The following is a 20,832-nucleotide window of genomic DNA, read 5'->3' as shown; positions in this document are numbered from 1 at the left end:
GCGCCAAGGCATGGCAGGTGACTCTTGACTGTATCTCTATTGAGATACAAGGTGAGTGAAAAGTCACTCTAGGAGAAATCACGATGGCTGCTCAAACATCCATGCTACACATTCGTGTAGACGAAAAGCTGAAGGCTGATGCGGCCGAAACGCTCGCCAACGTCGGTTTGTCCATTTCGGATGCCGTGCGGATCTTTCTAACCCGCGTTACCAAGGAAGGCGGATTGCCGGTGGGGCTGACCGCTGACCCGGAAGCGCATGACGAATGGTTCCGCGCCAAGGTGCGCGAAGCTCTGGCCGACCCCCGACCGGGTGCGTCACATCAGCAGGTAATGGACGAGGCGCAAGCCCTGATCGACAGGAAACGTCGTGCCCGAGCTTGAATGGTCGCAACCAGCTCGCGCTGATTTGCTGGCGATTGTCGATTACATCTCGGATGACAATCCTGATGCCGCGCAACGGCTGAAAGACGATATCGAGTCTAAAGCGGCGAAGCTCGCAGAGCATCCGAGGCTCTATCGGCCTGGTCGGGTTGAGGGGACGCGGGAACAGGTGGTCCGGGCAAACTATATCCTCGTGTACATGGGACCCCTTTACTGTTTGCATTCTGCGCGTGCTGCACGCAGCGCAGAAGTGGCCGCCGGTCGAGTAGAAAGCATGGTCATCGAGACTTTGAGTAGGTGTAGTTGGGAGCAGTGTTGCAATTGCAGAGCAAGACCGATCGCGTCGCCGGAAACGCGGCCTAAGTTTTGATGGGGCTGCATCAAACGACGAACCACACATTACCCATCCCGCAGCGCCGCCATCGCCGTCTCCACCAGACCCAGCAGCGTTTCGCGCGCTGTGCCGTCCTGGGCCTGTAGCGAAATCCCCTGGATGATGGTGGAAAAATAGGTGGCCAGGCGCGCGGTGTCGGTCTGCGTTGGCAGTTCGCCGTCGGCGATTCCTCGCTCCAGTCGCTGGCGGATCAGGCGTTCGGTGCTGCGCCGCAGTTCTCGCATATGGTCGCGCAGGGGGGCGTTTTGTTCCTGGCAGTTGAATAGGCCCAGGCTGACCATGCAGCCGCCGGAGGACGGGCTGGCCAGCGCCACCTCCAGGCTGGCGAGCAGCATGCTCTTGATAGCTGCGCGTACGTCTGGCGTCTCGGCCAGCACCTTCATACTGCCGGCGCCTACCGTGGAGAGATAGAGATCGAGCGCTTCCCGGTACAGGGCTTCCTTGGAGCCGAAGGCGGCGTAGAAGCTGGGCGGGTTGATGCCCATGGCGCTCATCAGCTCGGCGAGCTGGGGGGCTTCGAAGCCTTTGGCCCAGAAGATTTCCATGGCGCGCTCAAGCGCGGCATCACGGTCGAAGCTGCGGGGGCGTCCGCGGGCCATACGGTCTCCTTTCTGTATTTTTGATTACATAATTATTGACGCTGTTCGCGTTCATGATAATACTGTAATTCAACTTACACAAATGGAGCAAGCCGATGTCCGATCATACCGACGCCCGTATCGAGACCGTTCGCGACTACTTCCGCAAGGTCGATGCCAAGGATCCTGCGCTGCTGGATCTGTTCACCGAGGATGTCGAGTTTTTCTTCCCCAAGTTCGGCGCGGCGCGCGGCAAGGCGGCGCTGCAACGCTTTGCCGAACGCATCGCCAGGGACGCGGCGCAGCTGACCCATGACATCGACGGGCTGGTCTTCACCGTGGACGGCGATCGCATCGCCGTGGAAGGACGCGAATGGGGCGTGACCGCGGACGGCCGGTCGTGGCCCGATGGAGAAATCTCGCAGGGGCGCTTCGCCAACGTGTTCGAGTTCGACGGGGCGCTAATCAAGCGGACCTTTATCTACGTTGATCCGGATATGACCAACGAGGATCGCAGGCGAGTGGCCTTGTATCGCGGCGAGCAGGCGCCCGCCGCCACGCCGCGTGAGATCGCCGCGCGCTACTTCGAGCGGGTGGCGAAGTTCTGGGCCACGCCCGACGATCCGCAGGCATTGGCGGCAATCCTCGAACTGTTCGCCGACGAGGTGGACTGGGATATCCCCGGCAACCTGGAGGCGGTGCCCTGGATCGGCCCGCGCCGCGACAGCGAGGCGGTGGGGGCGTTCTACCCTGAACTGGCCGCGCGCATTACGCCGGAGCGCTTCGAGCTGCAACGGATTCTGGCCGACGACGATACGGCGGCGGCGCTGGGCGAACTGGCCTCCCGGGTCACCGCCACCGGCCGGCTTATCGAGTCGCCGTTTGCCATCGTGCTGACGGTCCGCGATGGCAGGATTGTGCGCTACCGTATGCTGGAGGATAGCCACGCCGTGGCGGCGGCGGTAACGGGACGCAGTTAGAGCATTTCAATAGGTTGAATCGTGCCGGTGCTGCTAGGCGCCGGCGCGCAGAGCGGCTCACTCATTGTTTATCTCGTCCATATCCTTTAGCGCTTGCTCTACAAATAAATAGGCAATCCCCATGACCTGCTGTTGCCGGGATAATTGCCCGAAACCGATATTGGTCGCATTGGTTCTGACTGCGTCAGTGTGATCAAACGGATTAAAACCGGTCTGTTCCTGAATAATGCTCAACCAGGTCTCGCCAAATCCGCAGCTGCGCCCATACAGGTATATCCGGTTGATATTCAGCGTATTAAGAAAGTTATACAGGCTCAGCCCTATGGCTCGCGCGGAATTATTGACCAACGGCTTCAGATCTTCATCTCCCTGATGGTAGCGGGCAATCAGCGATTCCGTGGTCGGCGTTTTAAGTACGCCATCTTGCAGGTGGTTGTGGGAATGGCTCTTTAGCATCATGCGCGCTTTTTTCTTTAGCGCCGAGAGCGAGGCGACAGTCTCCAGACAACCATAGCGGCCGCAGGCGCAGGCGGCGCCGTCGGGATCGATAATGGTGTGGCCGATCTGACCGCTGCCGTACAGGCTGCCCCGATAGATTTGCCGATTAATCACAAAAGACGAGCCGATGCCGTAATCCACGTTAATCACGCAAAAGTCCTGATGATTGGCGTCGTTTTGCCACTTCTCGGCCAACGCCAGCATGATGCAGTCATTGTCTATCAGCAGTTCGGTGTTCAGCCGTTCCTCCAGCAGGTATTTAATTTCAATCGGCGTATCCCACGGCGCCTGCGGCATATTTTGCGACACGCCGGTGACCGGGTTGACCTGGCCGTGAATCGACAGCGCCAGGCGCAGCGGGAGCTGGCGGTGCAGATGATGATATTCCCGACACAGTTTCTCGATCTCTGCCAGCAGCGCTTCGGGGGTGGTCGCCTTGATGGCGGTGCGGCGTAAAGGCGATTGGGCGGTGATAAGTCCATCCACCAGTACGCTTTCGATCATATAGGGAGAAACATTGAGGCAAAGAATGTATCCGGCCGGCGGACGTATCTGATAGCTTCCGCCGTTCAACCCACGGGCGTGCAGGTTTTCCTGGCGATGAGATATCCGGTTTTCCGCTTCCAGCTCGGCCAGAATTTTGCTGATTGCTGGAATGGAGAGTCTGGAGAGTCGGGCCAGCGTTGATTTACTAGCTATTTTTTGCCGATACAGAATCTCCAGCAGGATGGTTTTATTGTAATGACGTATCCGATGATTATTCAGCCCGTAACAAGACACTACACTAAACTCCGTTAACTATATTGCGTGACCATTGTGCGCAATTCCCCCAATTCTGTCCATTAAACTGCCACTAACACAAATTTTAGTGTGGGCGGTTAAATTTAAGGGGATCTATGAATCAGGTTAAGGTGTGGCAAGAAACCGTTGATATTCCAACCTATGACGTCGGCCCTCAGGACGAGAATCCGATGTTTTTGGAGCATCGCGTTTATCAGGGTTCATCCGGCGCGGTTTACCCTTATGGCGTGATCGATACCATTACGGGTGAAAAGCAGTTGCGTCGCTATCAGGCGATCTATTTAGAAAACGACTATATCCGCATTATGCTGCTGCCGGAACTGGGCGGCCGAATCCAGCGGGCTTACGATAAGGTTAAACAACGGGATTTTATTTACTACAACGAGGTGGTGAAGCCCGCGCTGGTGGGGTTGGTTGGCCCATGGATTTCCGGCGGTATTGAATTTAACTGGCCGCAGCATCATCGCCCGACGACCTATATGCCGATCGATTTTCAGATCCGGCAGCATGATAGCGGCGCTCAGACCGTCTGGCTGGGAGAGATAGAACCCATGCGCGGCCTGCAGGTCATGACCGGATTTACTCTCTATCCGGAGCGCGCTTTGGTTGAAATCAGCGTTAAAATTTATAACGGCAACGATACGCCGCGCCATTTCCTGTGGTGGGCCAACCCGGCGGTGAAGGGCGGCGATGACCATCAGAGCGTCTTCCCGCCGGACGTCACCGCGGTGTTTGATCACGGCAAACGCGACGTCTCTTCTTTCCCGATCGCCCACGGCACCTACTATAAAGTGGACTACTCGGCCGGCGTCGATATCTCACGCTACAAAAATATTCCGGTGCCGACTTCTTATATGGCGGGCAAGTCGGACTATGACTTTGTCGGCGCTTATAGTCATGATGAACAGGGCGGTTTACTGCATGTGGCCGATCATCATGTTTCGCCGGGTAAAAAGCAGTGGACCTGGGGCAACGGCCAATTCGGTCAGGCCTGGGATCGCAATCTGACCGATAACAACGGCCCGTATATTGAACTGATGACCGGCGTATTCACCGATAACCAGCCGGACTTCACCTGGCTGGACGCCTACGAAGAGAAGTGTTTTGTGCAGAATTTCCTGCCTTACAATACGCTGGGCGTGGTGCAGAATGCGAATACCGCGGCGGCGCTTAAGCTGGAGCGGCACAACGGGCGACTGGTCTGGGGCGTGTATGCTATTTCTCCGCTGCCGGATACACGTTTGGTTATCCGTTCCGCGGTCGGTGGCAGCCCGTTGCTCGATCGCGTGATTACGCTTAGCCCCTGTGAAGCCGTTACCGGGAATCTGCCTGAAATCAAAGATCGCCTGACTATTATGCTGTTCGACGCTCAGGGTCGGGAGATATTGAGCTATCTGGAGCATCAGGCGGAACCTGAACCCTTACCGGATCCGGCCAGCGCGCCGCTAAAACCCTCACAGATTACCAGCGCCGATGAAGCCTACTTTATCGGCCAGCATTTGGAACAGTACAACCACGCCAGCCGTTCGGCATTCGACTACTATCAGCGCGGTCTGGCGCTGGATGCCGAAGACTACCGCTGTAATCTGGCGCTGGCGACGCTGGAATATAACCGGGCCGACTTCACCCAGGCGATTGCCTATGCCGACAGTGCGTTAAAACGGGCTCACCGGCTGAACAGCAATCCGCAGTGCGGTAAAGCCAGTTTGATTCGCGGCTGCGCCTATGAACGCCTGGGCCGGCTCGAACCGGCGTATAAGGACTTCTACCGCGCCACCTGGAGCGGCAACGCGAAAGAGGGCGGATTTTACGGTCTGGCGCGTATTTCCACCCGCCAGGAAAAATATCAGCAGGCGCTGACCTTTACGGAAAACAGCCTGATATGTAATGGCGCCAATTATCACACCATTGCGCTAAAAGCCCTGTTGCTACATAAACTGGAGCGCTCTGAACAGAGCATAAATTATATAGACGCTCGACTCGCCGCTTACCCGCTGAACTATGCGCTTTATTACCTGCGTTTTATCGCAACCGGCGCAGCGGATGACGCCGATAAATTACGTCAGGTTACCGGCGGCAGAGGGATCAATGCGTTATCTATTGCCGGTTGGCTGGTGGAGCTTGGGCAAAACGATCTGGCGTTGAACCTGTTAACGCTGCTGAACAGCCGCGAAACGCTGCCGTTGTATTTGCAGGCCAGCCTTAGCAAACATCAGCTCCCGACCGATGAGTATCAGGCTTTGCTGCAGCGGGCGCGGGCATCATTCAGCGATAGCGTGCGTTTTCCTAACACCCTGGCCGAAGTGCGCATGCTGACGGATCTCAACGACTGCGCGTTCGCCCAATATTTGCTGGGGTGTTTCTACTACAGCAAGCGCAACTACGCCAAAGCCGTGGCGCTATGGGAACGCGCGGCTGAACTGGAGCCGGATTTTGCCGCCGTATGGCGTAATTTGGGCATTTACGCGTTCAATAAACAGCAGGACGGCGATAAGGCCGAACGTTACCTGAGTCGCGCGGTCGAGCTAAGCCCGGGCGATGCCCGTCTGCTGTTTGAACTGGACTATCTGCGTAAGCTGCGCGGCGTGGCGCCGGAGCAGCGTCTGGCGGCGCTGGAACCCCTGCAATCCATCGTGCTTAAGCGCGATGACTTAACCGCCGAACTGCTGAGTCTGCTGCATATTTGCGGTAAGTCCGATGTTGCGGCGCGCATCCTGTATGAACGGCGCTTCCATCCGTGGGAAGGCGGTGAAGGCAAAATTACCGGACAATATCTGATTAATCTACAGCGCCGGGCCTTTGACTTGCTGAACGCTCAGCAGCCGGATAAGGCGAAAAGCCTCCTGCAGCAGGCGCTTCACTACCCGGAAAATCTCGGCGAAGGCCGTTTGGTCGGGCAGAGCGATAACGACCTCTTCTATTGGCTGGCGGTGTGCGCCGAGCGTTTGCATGACGGCGTAACGGCGCAGGCGCTTTATCGCCATGCGGCGCAGGGAAGCGGGCAGATCGGGGAAAGTAAGTATTACAACGATCAGCCGGTGGATTATCTGTTCTATCAGGGAATGGCGCGGATTAAGTTGCGGCAACCTCAGCAAGCGGAACAGATCTTTAGCCAAATGCTGGACTGGGCGGATAAAGCCAAAGACCAGCGGTTTGAAGCCGATTTCTTTGCCGTTTCCCTGCCGGACCTCGTGGTGCTGGACAGCGACGGACAGCACAAACACCGTCAGCATTGTTTATGGGTCGAAACGCTGGCCTATCTGGGACAAGGCAAGAAGCAACAGTTCAAAACCTCGTTACAGCAGCTATTGGCGCTGAATCCAAACCACGATAAGGCTCACCTGTTTAGCGTTTTAGGCGACGGTTTGCTGGACCGTGGCAATTCGTAAGCTCTGTCCCTATAAGGATAAAGAGATGAATAATAATACTCATTTAAATATGCCCTACGTTTGGATGATCTGTTTAGTGGCCGCCTGCGGCGGTCTGTTATTCGGATATGACTGGGTGGTTATCGGCGGCGCGAAGCCGTTCTATGAAGCCTACTTCCATATTACCGATCCGGCGTTATCCGGCTGGGCGATGAGTTCGGCGCTGGTGGGCTGCGTATTCGGGGCGCTGGTTTCCGGCGTTATCTCCGACCGCTTTGGCCGTCGCGTGCCGTTATTGCTGGCAGCGTTGATGTTCACCCTTTCCGCATGGGGAACGGCGGCGGCCAGTAGTTTCGATATGTTTATCGTCTACCGCATCGTCGGCGGTTTGGGCATCGGCCTGGCGTCCGCGCTGTCGCCGGTCTATATCGCCGAGATCAGCCCGGCGGCAAAGCGCGGACGTTTCGTCGCCGTGAACCAACTGACGATTGTGCTCGGCGTATTGGCCGCTCAGCTCATTAACCTGATGATTGCCGAACCGGTGGCCAGTCAGGCAACGCAGGCGGATATCCTTAATAGCTGGAACGGCCAGACCGGCTGGCGTTATATGTTTGGCTCCGGCATCGTTCCCGCGGTGGTATTCCTGGTATTGATGTTCGTGGTGCCCGAATCGCCGCGCTGGCTGGTGAAAGCCGGCCGCTACGATCAGGCGAAAAAAGTGCTTAAGCGTATTGGCGATGAAGCCTATGCGACGAATACGCTGGCGGAAATCCGCCGGTCGCTGGGGACGGAAAACCAGAAGGTGCCGATGTCCGCCTTACTGGAGCCGAAGGTCAGGCCGATTATCGTCATTGGCATCGTTCTGGCGGTCTTCCAGCAGTGGTGCGGCATCAACGTCATCTTTAACTATGCGCAGGAGATCTTCGCATCGGCGGGATTTGATATTAACGACACGCTGAAATCGATTGTGGCGACCGGTTTAATCAATCTGATCTTTACGCTTCTGGCCCTGCCGCTGGTGGATCGCCTGGGGCGTCGTAAGCTAATGCTGATTGGTTCGCTGGGATTGACCCTTATCTATGCCCTGATCGCCGCCGCCTATGCGCTGGGTATTCTCGGTCTGCCGGTGCTGTTGCTGGTACTTGCGGCGATTGCCATCTACGCCTTGACGCTGGCGCCGGTGACCTGGGTGCTGCTGTCGGAAATATTTCCCAACCGCGTACGCGGCATGGCGATGGCGGTGGGTACGTTTTCCCTGTGGGTCGCCTGTTTCTTGCTGACCTATACCTTCCCGCTGCTGAACGCCAGTCTGGGCGCCTCCGGGAGTTTCCTGCTGTACGGCGTTATTTGCCTGGCGGGCTTTATGTTTATCAAAGCCAAGGTGCCGGAAACGAAAGGCATTACGCTGGAAGCGCTGGAGACGCTATTGGGAGGAAATAGGGACGTTGACGCGGAGGTGAAAGCCGCGGCGAAGTAGCGTCGGCCGGCGACAAGATCGTTTGCTTGATTTTATCGCCGGTTACGCCCGCGTCTTGTTAAATCAAAAAGTTATCATTGGAGTTCGCCATTAACCCGCGATACGGAGCATAAGCCGGCATGACCGATGTTATCGAACTCAGTAATTCGTTTCTCGCCCTGCGGCTCCGATTGCAGGGCGCCGCCGTTTTAGGGCTGTACGATTGTCGGCGCGCTAGCCGCCCCTTGCTGCGTCCGGCGCCGTCGCCGGATGCTTCAGTCGGGGAATGTAGCCTGTTTCCCATGCTGCCGTTGGCCAACCGGGTTGAGGGCAACGGTTTTATGCGCGAGGGACGTCGCTATCAACTGCCTTCCAGTCCTATGGATGAGCGCTTCTTCCTGCACGGCGACGGTTGGATACGGCCCTGGACGCTGGTAGAGCAGCGGGCGTCGACGGTCTGTCTGGCGTTGGAATCGAACGTGCCGGGCCTGTACCACTATCATGCCTATCTCCACTACGGCCTGATGGAAAACGTCTTTTACGCCACGCTGCAACTAACTCATTTGGCTGAAACCCCGTTTCCTTATGGACTGGGTTTTCATCCGTTCTTTATAAAAACGCCGGCAACCGAACTACAGTTCGAGTGTGGGGGCTACTGGCCCGAACGGGAATGTCATCTGCCGGGGAAATGGCGCGCTGAACTGCCGAACGCGCTGGACTTCCAACTGCCGCGCAATCCCGGCGATATCTGGATCAATAACGCTTTCTCCGACTGGCCGGGTTCCGCCCGCCTGTACGATGATATAGAGGGCCACGGCCTGACGTTATACAGCGATGCCGAATACCTGATGGTTTATCAGCCGGAAGGTAAACAGGCCGTGCCGTTTATTTGTCTGGAGCCGCAAACCCATCCGGTCAACGCCCATAATCATCCCCAACTGCCGGGGCTGAAACTGCTGCGCCGCGGCGAGACCTGCACGATGAATATGCGCATTGTCAGCGAGGCGGGGGGGTAAAGGCGGCCGCTGTTTTTTGAACCAGCCCACGTCGAATAGCACATCGGTGCTGTGCCACTTATGCTGATGTGTTCCCTGAGATAAACGATTTGTCGCACCAGTCGTTAATGCAAAACATCTGTTGCAGAATTTAGCTACGATAGTTTAACTTTTACTCAGCGTAGGGTGAATCCACTGACAAGAGCCAGATTCCGATGATTAATTTTATGAGTCCCAGCTCCATAGATGAGGCTGCTGAGCGGCTACGCGGAGCGGTGATTCGGACTCCGACCGTGTTTTGCCCGGCATTGACGGATAAGTTACAACGAACCGTTTATCTTAAGCTCGAAAACTTGCAAATCGGTGGGTCGTTCAAGGCCCGCGGCGTGCTCAATCTGTTTTCGGCTTTGGGAAAAGATATGCTCGGGGCTAAATTCGTCGCAGTAAGTGGCGGAAATTTCGGTATCGCAATCGGGGAGGCAGCGAGGACTTTTGGGGCCGATGTCACCGTCATCATGCCGCAGAGCGCGCCATCGTCATCAATTAAAAGGATTCGCGATACCGGCAGCGTGGTGATTGTAGAAAACGATGTCAATTCTGCATTTGCCCGCGCCAGGGCGCTTGAAGAAAAAGGATATCGGGTAATAGACGACTGCCGCGATACGCTCATAGCCGAAGGGCATGGGACGCTTGGGCTTGAGTTTATTGCCGATTGTCCTTCATTGACCGATGTTATTGTTGCCGTTGGCGGCGGAGCCATGCTGGCAGGCGTGGCTACTGCATTGAAATCCATCAAACCCGAGATTAGGGTCTGGGGGGTGGAAACTGCCGGCGCCAGTTCCATGTATCAGGCTTTGCAAGCCGGAAAGCCGACTAAAATCGATATCAGTTCCATCATTTCAACGCTTGGCGTGCCAGTCATCGATGAACTGATGCTTGCCCACGCGCAGCGTTATGTTGAGGAAATCGTAGTGGTTTCTGATGACGATGCCATCAACGGTATGATTTCTTTCGGCGAAACGGCCAAACAGTGGGTTGAGCTTGCATCTGGGGCACTTTTGCCGGCCGCTGCCGCGATCTCGACGAGAATTTCCGAGAGTGCGGTTATCGGGCTCGTCGTTTGCGGGGGAAATATTTCATATCAGGAGATGAATAAATGGATTTCCTTCAGGCAGAAAGCCTGATTTTGAACGATATAGCCCTCATTCCGCCCGCCATAAATCGTTATTTTTTTCATCAGTGCTGCCAGCGCTTATAGACAAACTCAAGGCTGTATCCGTCCGGGTCGGTAACCTGTGCGGCGTAATACTCAGGGTCATAATGAAGCTGTGGACCGGGAACATGAATGGACGCGGCGCCGGCGGCGAGCGCGGCGTGATAAGCCTGGTTTACCTTCTGCCGAGAGTCCGCCGCGAACCCGATATGTACGGCGCCGGGAGCAGGTTGTCCTTTTCTCAGCCAGAAAAACATCCGCCCATCGGCGCCGAAGCCCTCCAGATCCGGATGTCCGGCGGGACCATTGGCGCCGTCGTATTTAAGACGGTCAGTAATCCCAAGCGGAGTCAGCGCCTGAGAATAGAATGCAATGGCGCGATCGATATCGCTCACCATCAGAAAGATATGGTCAAGCATGATGGTTCCCTTTTTCAGATCCTGTAACCGCCTGCGGTTATCGGAACAGTGCGCATACAGAGTTCCGGGATTGGCAGGGCAGACCTAAAGGATAGGCGCTGCCGTTTGCCGCGGCTCATGCAATCCTCTTCGAAAGTTGCCTGATTCTGCTTTTCTCTTGTTAGCCTCTGCCAGCCATGCTACTAATCGGCCATGGAAAATCAGCTGCAAGAATTGCGCGCTCTGGCTGCCGGAGCCGGGAATCAGCGTACTGAAACGGGTATCCCGCGCGTCGCGATGGTTCAGGGGGAAATCCCTGAACATCGGCTGTCCGCCGTTTATCAACCGATGATTAACCTGATCCTGACCGGATCGAAAAGCATGACGGTGGGAGACAGAACATACCGCTACAATCCGGCGACCTATTTTGTTATGTCGGTGGATTTACCGGCCGTCGGTAAAATTTATGCCGATGTGCAGACCGGCGCCCCCTATCTTGCCGTCAGCCTGACGCCGGCGCCGGAAATTATCGCCGACCTGCTGTCCGGCTTGCCGGAAGCCAGTTCCCCGTCGCTTTACAACACAGGGTTTTCCGTGGCCCCGGTAACGCCGGAATTGCTTGATGCCTGGCTGCGCCTGTTGCGTCTGATAAATAAGCCGGATGAAATCGCCGCGCTGGCTCCCGCCTATGAACGAGAAATCCTGTTCCGCGTTTTTCAGGGGCCGCTCGGCTGGATGCTGCGGGATATCGCCACGCCGGACACGCATTTGTCGCGCATTTACGCCGTGGTCAACTGGATAAAACAGAACTATATGCAGACGGTGAGGATTGAGGAACTGGCGGCGATGGCCGCGCTGAGCGTCTCGGCGTTTCATCGCCACTTTCGCGCCATTACCGCGCTCAGCCCCCTTCAGTATCAAAAACGCATCCGCTTGATGCAGGCGCGGACGAAACTGGCGACCGGGAGCGCAAATATCACCACCATCGCCCTGTCCGTCGGTTATCAAAGCCATACCCAGTTCAGCCGGGAATATGCGCGGCTGTTTGGCCTGCCGCCGTCAGTGGATCTGCGTCGAATCGCACGCAGCGGAGAGAAAAACCAGGCGCCGTCGTGAACGAAAAGATAAGGCCCGAAAGGTTTAATGCCGTAGCGCTGTTTGCACCATTGAGGGAGGCATGCTCGGCAGTTGTGAAAAGGATCTTGGCTATAGCCTCGCTATTGTTACGGCACCTCGAAAAATCAGCTTGCCCTGCGCGTGTCCAAGGCACGCATAGGACGAGAGCCCCCGCCGCTCCGGGTCACGCGCCCATCTCCATCCTCATCGTCTTTCAATGCCTGACGGCGCAGTATGAAAGCTGGACCGCTCCTCTGGGTGACCCTATAGCTGCCACCAACCTGTTTCGCCGCGGTAAGTTTGCGGTAAGCCGGTAAGCCATAACATGAATTCCTGATTTACCACGAATGTTAAGGAATCACTGTGAAACATGCTTTCAGACACCTCTGTTCCCGGGGGATCTTCCTCGTCCTGGCCTTTTGTCATTCAGCTTTATTGCATGCCGCTGCTGAACCCGTTTCCGGACTTGCGGCCAGTGATTCAGGTTTTATCTGGTTAAGCGATACGCCCAACGAGACGAAGTGGGGGCTCGGCGGCGGCGTCAGTTACCAAAAACCGCCCTATAAAGGGTATGGTTCGGAGGTGAGTCCCTTTCCCCTGGTCTATTTTGAAAATAAATGGCTAAGTTTGTACGGCAATAATCTCGACGTTAAAGTAGGCAATTGGGGTAACGTAGAGTTGGCGTTGCATGGCGAGTATGCGATGGGCGAGGGGTATGAAGAGTCTGATGCCGACATACTGGACGGCATGCAGAAACGGCGCGGTGGATTTTGGGGCGGCCCTTCGGTGGCATGGCGCACGGATTTCGGCACCCTGTATGCCAATTACCTGACGGCCGGCAATAAAGGGCAGAGAGCATTGCTCGGTTTCACCAAACAATTCGATTACGGCAAGGTGACGCTGGCTCCCTATGCCAGAGCGGCATGGTTTAACGGCAAATATGTTGAATACTACTACGGAGTAAGGGATGCAGAAGCTAGGCCGGGCCGCCGCGCCTATGAGGGGGAATCAACATACAATCTGTCCGCCGGGGTAAGGATCGGTTATACCCTCACTGAACATCAACGTTTACATCTGGATGCCGGCGTAACTCGTTTAGGAAGCGGGATTAAAGACAGTCCGTTGGTGGATAGTTCCACAGTTCCAAAGGTTACACTGGGTTACCTCTATCAATTTTGAGTTGGGTAAATCTATGCCACGCGTTGCGCTGATTGAGGATAACCGCCGTCTCGCGGAAATGGTCGGGTCGGCCTTATCAAAAGTGGGAATAGAAACGGACATTTTTGCTTCCCTGTCACAGGCAAAATATGGGTTGGTACAGGCCGGCTATGACGTGCTGATTATCGATCGGGGTTTACCTGATGGCGACGGTTTGACTTTTCTAAGAAATTATCGTGCTTCGGGGCACATGACTCCTTGCCTTATGGTGACCGCGCGCGATGCGTTACACGATCGCATCGACGGTCTGGAAAGCGGCGCCGACGACTATGTGACTAAACCGTTTGCCGTGAGTGAGCTGGTGGCGCGAGTCCGTTCTCTGCTGCGTCGTCCAACTGAAACGACCCCATTAACGTTGGCTTTCGCCAATATGACCCTGGATCCGCAGGACCAGATGCTGCGCTGTGAGAATGAAGCGGTGTTGTTGGCGCCGACGGAATTGCAAATCATGCTGGCTTTGTTAAAGGCAAGGGGACAAATTGTGCGCCATGCCGCGCTAGAGCATGCCGCGTGGGGAGTGGCGGACGCGGTGACGCCGAATGCCCTGGAGGTGGCGGTTTACCGATTGCGCAAGAAAATGGGCGGCGCCGGCATTATGGCGAAAATCGTGAATATCCGCGGAGTCGGTTTTGCCCTGCGTAGTCTGATCTGACTCTGTGCGAGATGGGATCGACAATCGTCTTGAAACGCCGCTGAATTTGTCAATCCTTGCGCAAATGCGCGGCCCATGATTATGGAACATGAAATGATGGCGCGTTGGGCACCCCAAAAAATCTTCAACGACTTTACCCGCAGCCTGTCATTCAGGTTATGGCTGGTCAGTATTGTGGTTTTGTCGGTCAGCCTGGTCGCCATCACCATGATCGTCCTTTACGTATTCAGTCAATCGCCACTTGAACTGTGGCAAATGGACGACAATCAGCGCACCGCAGAGAGCGTCGTTTCCGGACTGCAATTTGATCAAAGCGGGCAGCCGGCGGCGGTAAAACTGGATAGCCGGACGGACTGGTTATTTGATGTCGCGCCGACGGAGATAATGTATCGCGTAGTGGATGAACGCGAAAATATACTCCTCGCTTCCAACGCAGACCATGTTCTCTCCTGGGGTAATAAATCACCGAGTGATTCGGTGGGCGTTCACCAGCAGATCATGCTCAACCATCAGCTTTATGATCTCTTTACGCTGAAGTTAAGCCGCGGCGATCGTTTGTTCTATGTTCAAACCCTAACCAGCAACGCCTTCGGTGAAGTGGCGGTGGATCTTAAACTGAAGCCTATTCCGAAAATCATCGGGGTGACTATTTTGATCGCTGTTATCGGCTTTGGGCTAACGTTCCCATTTACCATAAGGTGGGTACTTCGACCGCTGAAAAGCGCTTCGCAGGCGGCGATGTCAATCACCCCCGCTAACCTGCGGACACGGTTAGACGGCAAAGATATACCAAACGAAATCAAACCATTAATCGTTGCATTCAATGACGTGCTCGAACGATTAGAAAAAGGATTTATCGCGCAGCAGGAATTTTTAGGGGCCGCCGCGCATGAGTTGAAGACCCCTCTCACTCTGTTACGAGCGCAAATAGAACTCCATCCGGATATTAACGATAAGGCGCTGTTGTTACGTGATATTGACTTTATGGCAAGGCAGGTAAGGCAACTTTTGCAATTGGCGGAATTGAGCGAATCGCAAAATTATCATTTTGCCAGGACCGACAGGCTCGCGGTCATCCAGGAAGCGATCGGCTATCTACGTCAGAAAGCAGAACGCCGCAAGGTTGAATTAACCGTCCGTGCGGCAGAGCCCTTGTCCAGGGTTGATGCGGATAAAAGCGCTTTATTTATTTTATTGAAAAATATCATTGATAACGCCATCAATGTCTCTCCGCCAAACGGTGCCGTTATTATTACCGTGACTGAAAGCGCCTTCCGCATTCAGGATAGCGGACCGGGTATTCGCCCGGACGATTTGCCTTTCCTGTTCGACCGGTTTTGGCGCGGGCCGAATGCCTCGCCCGAAGCTAGCGGGCTGGGGCTGGCTATCTGCAAAGAAATCGCCAACGCGCATCACTGGAAAATCACGCTACAAAACCTTGCCAGGGGTGTTGCGGTCATGATTCATTTGCCTCCCCACACTAAGCGAAACTGACTCAGCCCTGAATCTCGCCGGCGTTTTTGCTACCGATCGTCGGGCAACGGCCAATGCTCGATCAAGGCCAGCAGGCCGGGGAAACGTTCTTCGATATCTTCCCGGCGCAACCGGCTGCGTCGCTCCAATCCATATTGGCGTTGGCGAATCAAACCCGCTTCGCGCAGCGTTTTAAAATGATGGGTCAACGTTGATTTCGGACGATTAAAACCGAACCAGCCGCAGGGATGGTCGTAGGCGTCCGACTCCAGCATCAGTTTGCGGATGATGGTCAGGCGTAACGGATCGGCCAGTGCGGCAAACAGCGTTTCCAGCTTTAAATCCCTGACCGCGGGTTCCGGCAACGGCGTCGGCAAATCGGTGGGTTCATCTATTTTCATCAGTAAACGCTAGGGTTGGTGAATAACTACGGTACATCATAGCACTTGTACGAATTTTTTCGAACATGCTATAGTTCGAAAAAAATCGTACAGGATAAGGCTATGTCTTTTTCTCTGAATTTACTCGTCATTGCTCAGCGCGATCTGGCCCCCTCAGCGGTAAATTCTGCCGGGGAAAAGGTCACGGAGCATGAGCTCGCTCCCCGCCGTCCCGGTCATGACTTACCACGGCAAGGAGGCAGCCAATGACGGGACGTACTTCGCCGGCGCTGATGGCGAGCGCCGCATGGGTGGTCACGGCGGTATTTATATTGTCGAACTCGCCCACGCCGCTTTATGTTCACTGGCAGCAATCGCTCAATTTTTCCACCGGCACGCTGGCGGTGATATTCGCTTGCTACATTGCCGGCCTGCTGGGCACTTTACTGATAGCGGGGCAGTTATCCGATCGCTACGGGCGAAAAATGATGCTGATCCCCGGTTTGCTGGCTGCGCTGATGGCCTGCGCGCTGTTCTCCGTCGCGCAGTCGGTGACGTTTTTGGCGATAGCCCGCTTGTTGTCCGGGATTGCCGTCGGAACGGTGGTCACCGCGGGAATGGCGGCGGTCAGCGATCTGGGCGGCGCCGATCGCAGGCGGCAGGCCGCTTTGCTGGCGTCGGTGTCGATGGTGCTGGGTGCCGGTCTGGGTCCGCTGCTGGCCGGAACGATAGCGCAATGGCAAACGTCGCCCGTTATACCGATTTTTGGCGTGGAGTTCGCCGTTCTGCTCAGTGCGCTTATCATCCTGTTTTTACTGCCGCTGCGGGCCGCGCCGCGTCTGGAGCGGAAACCCTTACGACTGCGACTGCCGACGGTTCCCGCGGATAATCGCCGCCATCTGCTCTACGGCATCGGCACCTTCGGTCCGGGCATTACCGCGACGTCCTTTATGCTGGCGCTGGGGCCGTCATTGTTATCCCGCTTGCTGGATGTCAGCAGCCCGATGGTCGCGGGGGGCATGGCTTGCGCCATGTTTCTCACGGCGACGGGGGTACAGTTTATGGTGCGCCAATGGAAGGTGCGGTCGATTTTTCTGACGAGCACGCTGGCGACGATAGCCGCCATGGCGAGCCTGACCCTCGCCGTGCAGGCTTCGCTTGCCGGTGTATTAATTCTGGCCGCGCTGTTCGCCGGAGTAGGGCAGGGATTAGGGCAGTTGGGCGGGCTAACGTTAATCGGACTGCACGTCGCTGATGGGCGTCGCGCTGAAGCGAATGCGGTGCTGAATATCGGCGGATACCTGCCGGCCTGTCTGCTGCCCGTCGCCGCCGGCTACGCCATCGACCTGTTCGGATTGACCAACGGCGCGGCTCTGTTTGCGCTAATCCTGAGTCTGGCAGCCGGCGTCGGCGGTTTCTTTATCTTCAACAGCCTTAGAGACGTACCGTATCCGGCGCAAAGTAGCGATGACCCATCCTGATTACTGAAAGGGAATGGCGTTTCGCTGATGGCTTTTCTGACACTGCTGGCGTAGCGCCGTGGCGGTCTCCTCCAACTGCTGTCGCAGCCACCGTATCGCCGGATCGGCCACGCTGCGCGCCGGCCAGGCGAAAGCCACGTCGAAAGGCGCCGCGTCGACGGGAGGCTCGAATAGCCGCAAATCGTAGCTCTCGGCAAAGCTGTGGGCGATGCACTCGGGTACGGTCATAACCAGATCGGTATGGGAAACCACGGCCGGGGCCACCAGAAAGTGGGGAAAGGTCAGTACCACACGACGGCTGCGGCCCAGCGCCGCCAGCGGTTTGTCCACGACGCCCGCCACGCGTCCACGGCTTGACACTAACGCATGATCCTCGGCAAGGAAGCCATCCAGCGTGACCTCGTCTTGCCCGAGACGGGGATGCCCGGCGCGCACCAACGACAGGTAATGCTCGGTGAACAGCACCTGTGCGTGACGGTAGCCGCGCAGGCTATCGCCATCGCCGACCACCAGGTCGGCTTCTCGCGCGGCGAAACGCTCTTCGAAGTGGCGGTCGAAGGGCAGGATTTCCAGCAGCAGGCCCGGCGCGCGTTCGCGCAGGCGCCTGGCCAGCGGGGTGAGCACCACCAGCGTCGCATAATCGTTGGCGAGAATGCGCAGATGGCGCGTGCTGGTGGCGGGATCAAAAGCATCGCGCGGGGCGAAGGTGCGGGCAATCTCGTCGAGCAATTCCGCGATGCGGGGTTTGAGTTCTTCGGCCCGCGCCGTGCGCACCATGGCGTTGCCGCGCCGAACCAGCAGCGGATCGCCCAGCGCATGGCGCAGCCTCGCCAGCGCGGCGCTGGTCGCCGGCTGGCTCAGGCCCAGACGCTGCGCCGCGCCGGATACGCTGGGCTCAGCCAGCAGCGCGTCCAGCGCCTTGAGTAAATTGAGGTCGAGAGTGTTGATATTCATCCTATGGATTCCGCAAATACACCGCATCTATTTGAAGAATACGTTAGCGCGCTCCATTTTAGTAGCAGGTAATTGCGCCTGTTAACTTTTGTGAGGTTCCCATGATCGTTGCTCCGCACGCTTCCGTTAGCGATTTGTTTCAGCCGTTTTCTCTCGGTCGCATCACGCTGCCCAACCGCATCGTGATGGCGCCGATGACGCGTCAGCGCTCGCCTGATGGCATACCGGGCCAGGACGTCGCCGATTACTACCGTCGCCGCGCCGAGGGGGGCGTCGGGCTTATCATTACCGAGGGCGCCTTTATCGATCATCCCGGCGCCAATGCTTTCCCGCACGGCCCGGATTTTTTCGGTCACGCCGCCCTGGCGGGCTGGCGACGCGTGGTCGAGGGCGTACACGGCGCGGGCGGTCGTATTATTCCGCAGCTCTGGCATTGCGGGCCGGCGCGCCGGCCTGGCATGCCGCATGATCCGAGCGTTCCGGGCTACGGACCGGTGGATATTCGCGACGAGAACGGACAGCTGCTGGTGAAAGCGATGACAGAAGAGGAGGTCGCGGCCGTGGCGGCTTCCTATGCCCGCGCGGCCGCACAGGCGGAGGCGTTGGGGTTTGACGGGGTGGAAATCCATGCCGCTCATGAGTTCCTGCTCGATACCTTTCTATGGGCGGGCAGCAACACGCGGGCCGATGCCTATGGCGGATCCCTGGAGAACCGCTTGCGCTTCACTTTGCAGGTGGTTCAGGCGGTGCGACGGGCGGTCAGCGCGGATTTCCCCGTCTTGCTGCGTTTTTCGCAGTTCAAGCGTCGCGACTACCAGGCGCGGATCGCCGAGACGCCGGCGGAACTGGGGCGCATTCTGAAACCCCTTGCCGCCGCCGGCGTCGATGTCTTTCACGCCAGCACGCGGCGTTTCCGGCAACCGGCCTTTGCCGGCTCGCCGCTGGGACTGGCCGGCTGGGCGCAAAAACTCACCGGTAAGCCGGCGATTGCCGTGGGCAGCGTCGGATTGCAGGCTGATATCGGCGATGACGCCGGCGCGTCGTCGTCAACGCCGGCGGATTTGCAGGGCGTGGTCGAACGGATAAAGGCGGGCGATTTCGACCTGATCGCCGTTGGACGGGCCTTACTATCCGATCCCGACTGGGCGGCCAAGGTGCGGCAAGGACGTTTCAGCGAACTGCGGGGCTATGATGCCGCGGTTCTCGATCGGGCGTTGTTTTGAAGAGCGACACGGCACCGCGGCATCTGCGCTATTTGCTTGCTGCGGCGCAGGCCGGTAAATAAATCCCCATGATACAACTTGGCTGAATGGCGGCGAAATGTCTTAAAGCCCTTAATAAGATTAGGTGAAAAAGATATTTCCCACCTCAGTTGCCGCTCGATTATTGTCAGTGCATCCATTGGTTTCCATACGAGCAGGCATATGAGGAACGTCATCCCCATGAGATTGATCAAGCATTTCGTTTTGCTGATAACAGGCGCGTCACTATTGCTGTTGGCTTCTCTGGCATGGGCCGAAGGCCGGATTCGTATTGCTTATCAATTTGGCATTAATGAACTGATGCTGCATGTCGCTAAAGATCAACGGCTGATAGAGAAGCGTGGCGAGACGCAAGGTTTGAAAATCGACGTCGAGTGGGTGCAGCTTGCCGGCGGGGCCGCGGTCAATAATGCCTTGTTGTCCGGTGCCGTTGACGTGGGATCGGTAGGGTTGGCGCCGATGTTCACCATGTGGGATAGAACATATGGCAAACAGGGCGTTAAGGCGATAGCCTCGCTTGGTTCTATGCCAAACACTCTTTTATCGAATAATCCACAGATAAAAAGCCTGTCCGATTTCAGCGATAAAGACCGGATAGCCGTTCCGGCGGTGTTCGTGTCCCAGCAGTCCCGTACGCTGCAATACGCCGCGGCGCAATTGTACGGGGATAAGGAGTTTAAACGATTCGATCATTTAACCGTATCCTTACCGCATCCGGATGCCTCCGCCGCGCTGATAGCCGGCGGTTCGGAGATCAACGCGCATTTCGCTAACGCCCCCTTTCAGAACGAAGCGCTGAAATACCCAAATGTCCATAAGGTTGCTGATTCATATGAGATATTTGGTGGGCCGCAGACCGGCATCGTGGTGATGAGCACGCAGAAATTTCATGATGAAAATCCTAAAACCTATATGGCTTTTCTGCATGCGCTGGAGGATGCTGCGGCGATTATCAACGCCGATCGTAAAGCGGCCGCGGCGGCCTATCTGCGCGGTACCGGTTCCCGCCTGTCTCTCGCGTTGGTTGAGGACGTGGTTGAAGATCCCAGCGTGACTTTTACCGTGGTACCCGAAAACTCGTTGAAGCTGTTGCAGTTTTTACACCGGGTAGGGCAGATAAAACATAAGCCTGAATCCTGGCGTGATTACTTTTTTCCTGAAATTCACGACAGAAACGGCAGTTGATTATCGATTTAAGTGTTAACGCCATTTTTTCATACCGCTGTTTCGTC

General features: G+C 56.5%; 19 protein-coding genes. 14 read left to right on the top strand and 5 right to left on the bottom strand.

Translation table 11 applies throughout. From position 1 onward, the window contains the following. The first annotated feature begins 83 nt into the window (after window positions 1-83). Window positions 84-383: a type II toxin-antitoxin system RelB/DinJ family antitoxin gene (locus MFP24_RS20475; protein ID WP_249232111.1), complete on the top strand. Its 300-nt coding sequence runs from the start codon at window positions 84-86 to the stop codon at window positions 381-383. Beyond that, window positions 370-753: a type II toxin-antitoxin system RelE/ParE family toxin gene (locus MFP24_RS20470; protein ID WP_249232110.1), complete on the top strand. Its 384-nt coding sequence runs from the start codon at window positions 370-372 to the stop codon at window positions 751-753. Before MFP24_RS20475 ends, MFP24_RS20470 begins: the two co-directional genes overlap by 14 nt. 29 nt (window positions 754-782) lie before the next feature. Here the strand turns inward: MFP24_RS20470 and MFP24_RS20465 are convergent, their stop codons facing one another. After that, on the bottom strand, window positions 783-1,376 hold the full coding sequence (locus MFP24_RS20465) for a TetR/AcrR family transcriptional regulator (RefSeq protein WP_249232109.1): 594 nt from the start codon (window positions 1,374-1,376) through the stop codon (window positions 783-785). Window positions 1,377-1,471: 95 nt separating this feature from the next. On the opposite strand from MFP24_RS20465, the gene MFP24_RS20460 reads away from it, so the two are divergent. After that, window positions 1,472-2,335: a nuclear transport factor 2 family protein gene (locus tag MFP24_RS20460; protein ID WP_249232108.1), complete on the top strand. Its 864-nt coding sequence runs from the start codon at window positions 1,472-1,474 to the stop codon at window positions 2,333-2,335. Window positions 2,336-2,392: 57 nt separating this feature from the next. Here the strand turns inward: MFP24_RS20460 and MFP24_RS20455 are convergent, their stop codons facing one another. Then, a complete protein-coding gene (locus tag MFP24_RS20455) occupies window positions 2,393-3,613 on the bottom strand; it encodes an ROK family protein (protein WP_249232107.1) in 1,221 nt (406 codons plus the stop codon). A 116-nt stretch (window positions 3,614-3,729) separates the two neighbouring features. Here MFP24_RS20455 and MFP24_RS20450 point away from each other — a divergent pair, with 116 nt between their 5' ends. The 4 genes from MFP24_RS20450 to MFP24_RS20435 all read left to right on the top strand — a co-directional run bounded on the left by MFP24_RS20450 (window position 3,730) and on the right by MFP24_RS20435 (window position 10,637). Further along, window positions 3,730-7,023: a DUF5107 domain-containing protein gene (locus MFP24_RS20450; protein ID WP_249232106.1), complete on the top strand. Its 3,294-nt coding sequence runs from the start codon at window positions 3,730-3,732 to the stop codon at window positions 7,021-7,023. Between the two features lie 25 nt (window positions 7,024-7,048). Continuing rightward, window positions 7,049-8,479 carry a sugar porter family MFS transporter gene (locus MFP24_RS20445; RefSeq protein ID WP_249232105.1) on the top strand — a complete coding sequence of 477 codons (1,431 nt, stop codon included), beginning with the start codon at window positions 7,049-7,051 and terminating at the stop codon, window positions 8,477-8,479. Window positions 8,480-8,598: 119 nt separating this feature from the next. Further along, on the top strand, window positions 8,599-9,474 hold the full coding sequence (locus MFP24_RS20440; protein ID WP_249232104.1) for an aldose 1-epimerase: 876 nt from the start codon (window positions 8,599-8,601) through the stop codon (window positions 9,472-9,474). 194 nt (window positions 9,475-9,668) lie between these two features. After that, on the top strand, window positions 9,669-10,637 hold the full coding sequence (locus MFP24_RS20435) for a threonine ammonia-lyase (protein ID WP_249232103.1): 969 nt from the start codon (window positions 9,669-9,671) through the stop codon (window positions 10,635-10,637). Window positions 10,638-10,689: 52 nt separating this feature from the next. On the opposite strand, the gene MFP24_RS20430 is transcribed toward MFP24_RS20435, so the two are convergent. Next, on the bottom strand, window positions 10,690-11,085 hold the full coding sequence (locus MFP24_RS20430) for a VOC family protein (protein ID WP_249232102.1): 396 nt from the start codon (window positions 11,083-11,085) through the stop codon (window positions 10,690-10,692). 192 nt (window positions 11,086-11,277) lie between these two features. Between MFP24_RS20430 and MFP24_RS20425 the strand changes: the two genes are divergently transcribed. The 4 genes from MFP24_RS20425 to MFP24_RS20410 all read left to right on the top strand — a co-directional run bounded on the left by MFP24_RS20425 (window position 11,278) and on the right by MFP24_RS20410 (window position 15,544). Then, the gene (locus MFP24_RS20425; protein WP_249232101.1) at window positions 11,278-12,180 is read left to right on the top strand and encodes an AraC family transcriptional regulator; all 903 of its coding nucleotides are present in this window, start codon (window positions 11,278-11,280) and stop codon (window positions 12,178-12,180) included. A gap of 363 nt (window positions 12,181-12,543) precedes the next feature. Next, window positions 12,544-13,359: a MipA/OmpV family protein gene (locus tag MFP24_RS20420; RefSeq protein WP_249232100.1), complete on the top strand. Its 816-nt coding sequence runs from the start codon at window positions 12,544-12,546 to the stop codon at window positions 13,357-13,359. A 13-nt stretch (window positions 13,360-13,372) separates the two neighbouring features. Then, window positions 13,373-14,050: a response regulator transcription factor gene (locus MFP24_RS20415; RefSeq protein ID WP_249232099.1), complete on the top strand. Its 678-nt coding sequence runs from the start codon at window positions 13,373-13,375 to the stop codon at window positions 14,048-14,050. Window positions 14,051-14,125: 75 nt separating this feature from the next. Beyond that, on the top strand, window positions 14,126-15,544 hold the full coding sequence (locus MFP24_RS20410) for a sensor histidine kinase (protein ID WP_249232098.1): 1,419 nt from the start codon (window positions 14,126-14,128) through the stop codon (window positions 15,542-15,544). A gap of 29 nt (window positions 15,545-15,573) precedes the next feature. Here MFP24_RS20410 and MFP24_RS20405 read toward each other — a convergent pair whose 3' ends face one another. Next, window positions 15,574-15,924: an ArsR/SmtB family transcription factor gene (locus tag MFP24_RS20405; protein WP_249232097.1), complete on the bottom strand. Its 351-nt coding sequence runs from the start codon at window positions 15,922-15,924 to the stop codon at window positions 15,574-15,576. A 245-nt stretch (window positions 15,925-16,169) separates the two neighbouring features. Here MFP24_RS20405 and MFP24_RS20400 point away from each other — a divergent pair, with 245 nt between their 5' ends. After that, window positions 16,170-17,384 carry an MFS transporter gene (locus MFP24_RS20400; protein WP_249232096.1) on the top strand — a complete coding sequence of 405 codons (1,215 nt, stop codon included), beginning with the start codon at window positions 16,170-16,172 and terminating at the stop codon, window positions 17,382-17,384. Here the strand turns inward: MFP24_RS20400 and MFP24_RS20395 are convergent, their stop codons facing one another. Then, window positions 17,385-18,338, bottom strand: coding sequence for a LysR family transcriptional regulator (locus tag MFP24_RS20395; RefSeq protein WP_249232095.1), 954 nt, complete (start codon window positions 18,336-18,338; stop codon window positions 17,385-17,387). It abuts the gene before it with no gap. Window positions 18,339-18,439: 101 nt separating this feature from the next. Here MFP24_RS20395 and MFP24_RS20390 point away from each other — a divergent pair, with 101 nt between their 5' ends. Both MFP24_RS20390 and MFP24_RS20385 read left to right on the top strand, forming a co-directional pair. Next, complete coding sequence (locus tag MFP24_RS20390; RefSeq protein ID WP_249232094.1) at window positions 18,440-19,561, top strand: NADH:flavin oxidoreductase; 1,122 nt, start codon at window positions 18,440-18,442, stop codon at window positions 19,559-19,561. 201 nt (window positions 19,562-19,762) lie between these two features. After that, entirely contained in the window at window positions 19,763-20,785 is a 1,023-nt protein-coding gene (locus MFP24_RS20385) for an ABC transporter substrate-binding protein (protein ID WP_407062038.1), read from the top strand. Window positions 20,786-20,832: the final 47 nt, after the last annotated feature.

The organism is Brenneria tiliae (assembly GCF_023347575.1).
Classification (GTDB): Bacteria; Pseudomonadota; Gammaproteobacteria; order Enterobacterales; family Enterobacteriaceae; genus Brenneria; species Brenneria corticis.
Note: the sequence above shows the minus strand (reverse complement) of the source record. Positions and strands in the feature narration are given on the sequence as shown.

What these genes read in the sequence shown, in the direction of transcription:
- MFP24_RS20475 (WP_249232111.1), top strand. Translation starts at nt 84, where the DNA reads ATGGCTGCTCAAACATCCATGCTACACATTCGTGTAGACGAAAAGCTG.
- MFP24_RS20465 (WP_249232109.1), bottom strand. Translation starts at nt 1,376, where the DNA reads ATGGCCCGCGGACGCCCCCGCAGCTTCGACCGTGATGCCGCGCTTGAG.
- MFP24_RS20460 (WP_249232108.1), top strand. Translation starts at nt 1,472, where the DNA reads ATGTCCGATCATACCGACGCCCGTATCGAGACCGTTCGCGACTACTTC.
- MFP24_RS20450 (WP_249232106.1), top strand. Translation starts at nt 3,730, where the DNA reads ATGAATCAGGTTAAGGTGTGGCAAGAAACCGTTGATATTCCAACCTAT.
- MFP24_RS20445 (WP_249232105.1), top strand. Translation starts at nt 7,049, where the DNA reads ATGAATAATAATACTCATTTAAATATGCCCTACGTTTGGATGATCTGT.
- MFP24_RS20440 (WP_249232104.1), top strand. Translation starts at nt 8,599, where the DNA reads ATGACCGATGTTATCGAACTCAGTAATTCGTTTCTCGCCCTGCGGCTC.
- MFP24_RS20435 (WP_249232103.1), top strand. Translation starts at nt 9,669, where the DNA reads ATGATTAATTTTATGAGTCCCAGCTCCATAGATGAGGCTGCTGAGCGG.
- MFP24_RS20430 (WP_249232102.1), bottom strand. Translation starts at nt 11,085, where the DNA reads ATGCTTGACCATATCTTTCTGATGGTGAGCGATATCGATCGCGCCATT.
- MFP24_RS20425 (WP_249232101.1), top strand. Translation starts at nt 11,278, where the DNA reads ATGGAAAATCAGCTGCAAGAATTGCGCGCTCTGGCTGCCGGAGCCGGG.
- MFP24_RS20415 (WP_249232099.1), top strand. Translation starts at nt 13,373, where the DNA reads ATGCCACGCGTTGCGCTGATTGAGGATAACCGCCGTCTCGCGGAAATG.
- MFP24_RS20410 (WP_249232098.1), top strand. Translation starts at nt 14,126, where the DNA reads ATGATTATGGAACATGAAATGATGGCGCGTTGGGCACCCCAAAAAATC.
- MFP24_RS20405 (WP_249232097.1), bottom strand. Translation starts at nt 15,924, where the DNA reads ATGAAAATAGATGAACCCACCGATTTGCCGACGCCGTTGCCGGAACCC.
- MFP24_RS20400 (WP_249232096.1), top strand. Translation starts at nt 16,170, where the DNA reads ATGACGGGACGTACTTCGCCGGCGCTGATGGCGAGCGCCGCATGGGTG.
- MFP24_RS20395 (WP_249232095.1), bottom strand. Translation starts at nt 18,338, where the DNA reads ATGAATATCAACACTCTCGACCTCAATTTACTCAAGGCGCTGGACGCG.
- MFP24_RS20390 (WP_249232094.1), top strand. Translation starts at nt 18,440, where the DNA reads ATGATCGTTGCTCCGCACGCTTCCGTTAGCGATTTGTTTCAGCCGTTT.
- MFP24_RS20385 (WP_407062038.1), top strand. Translation starts at nt 19,763, where the DNA reads ATGAGGAACGTCATCCCCATGAGATTGATCAAGCATTTCGTTTTGCTG.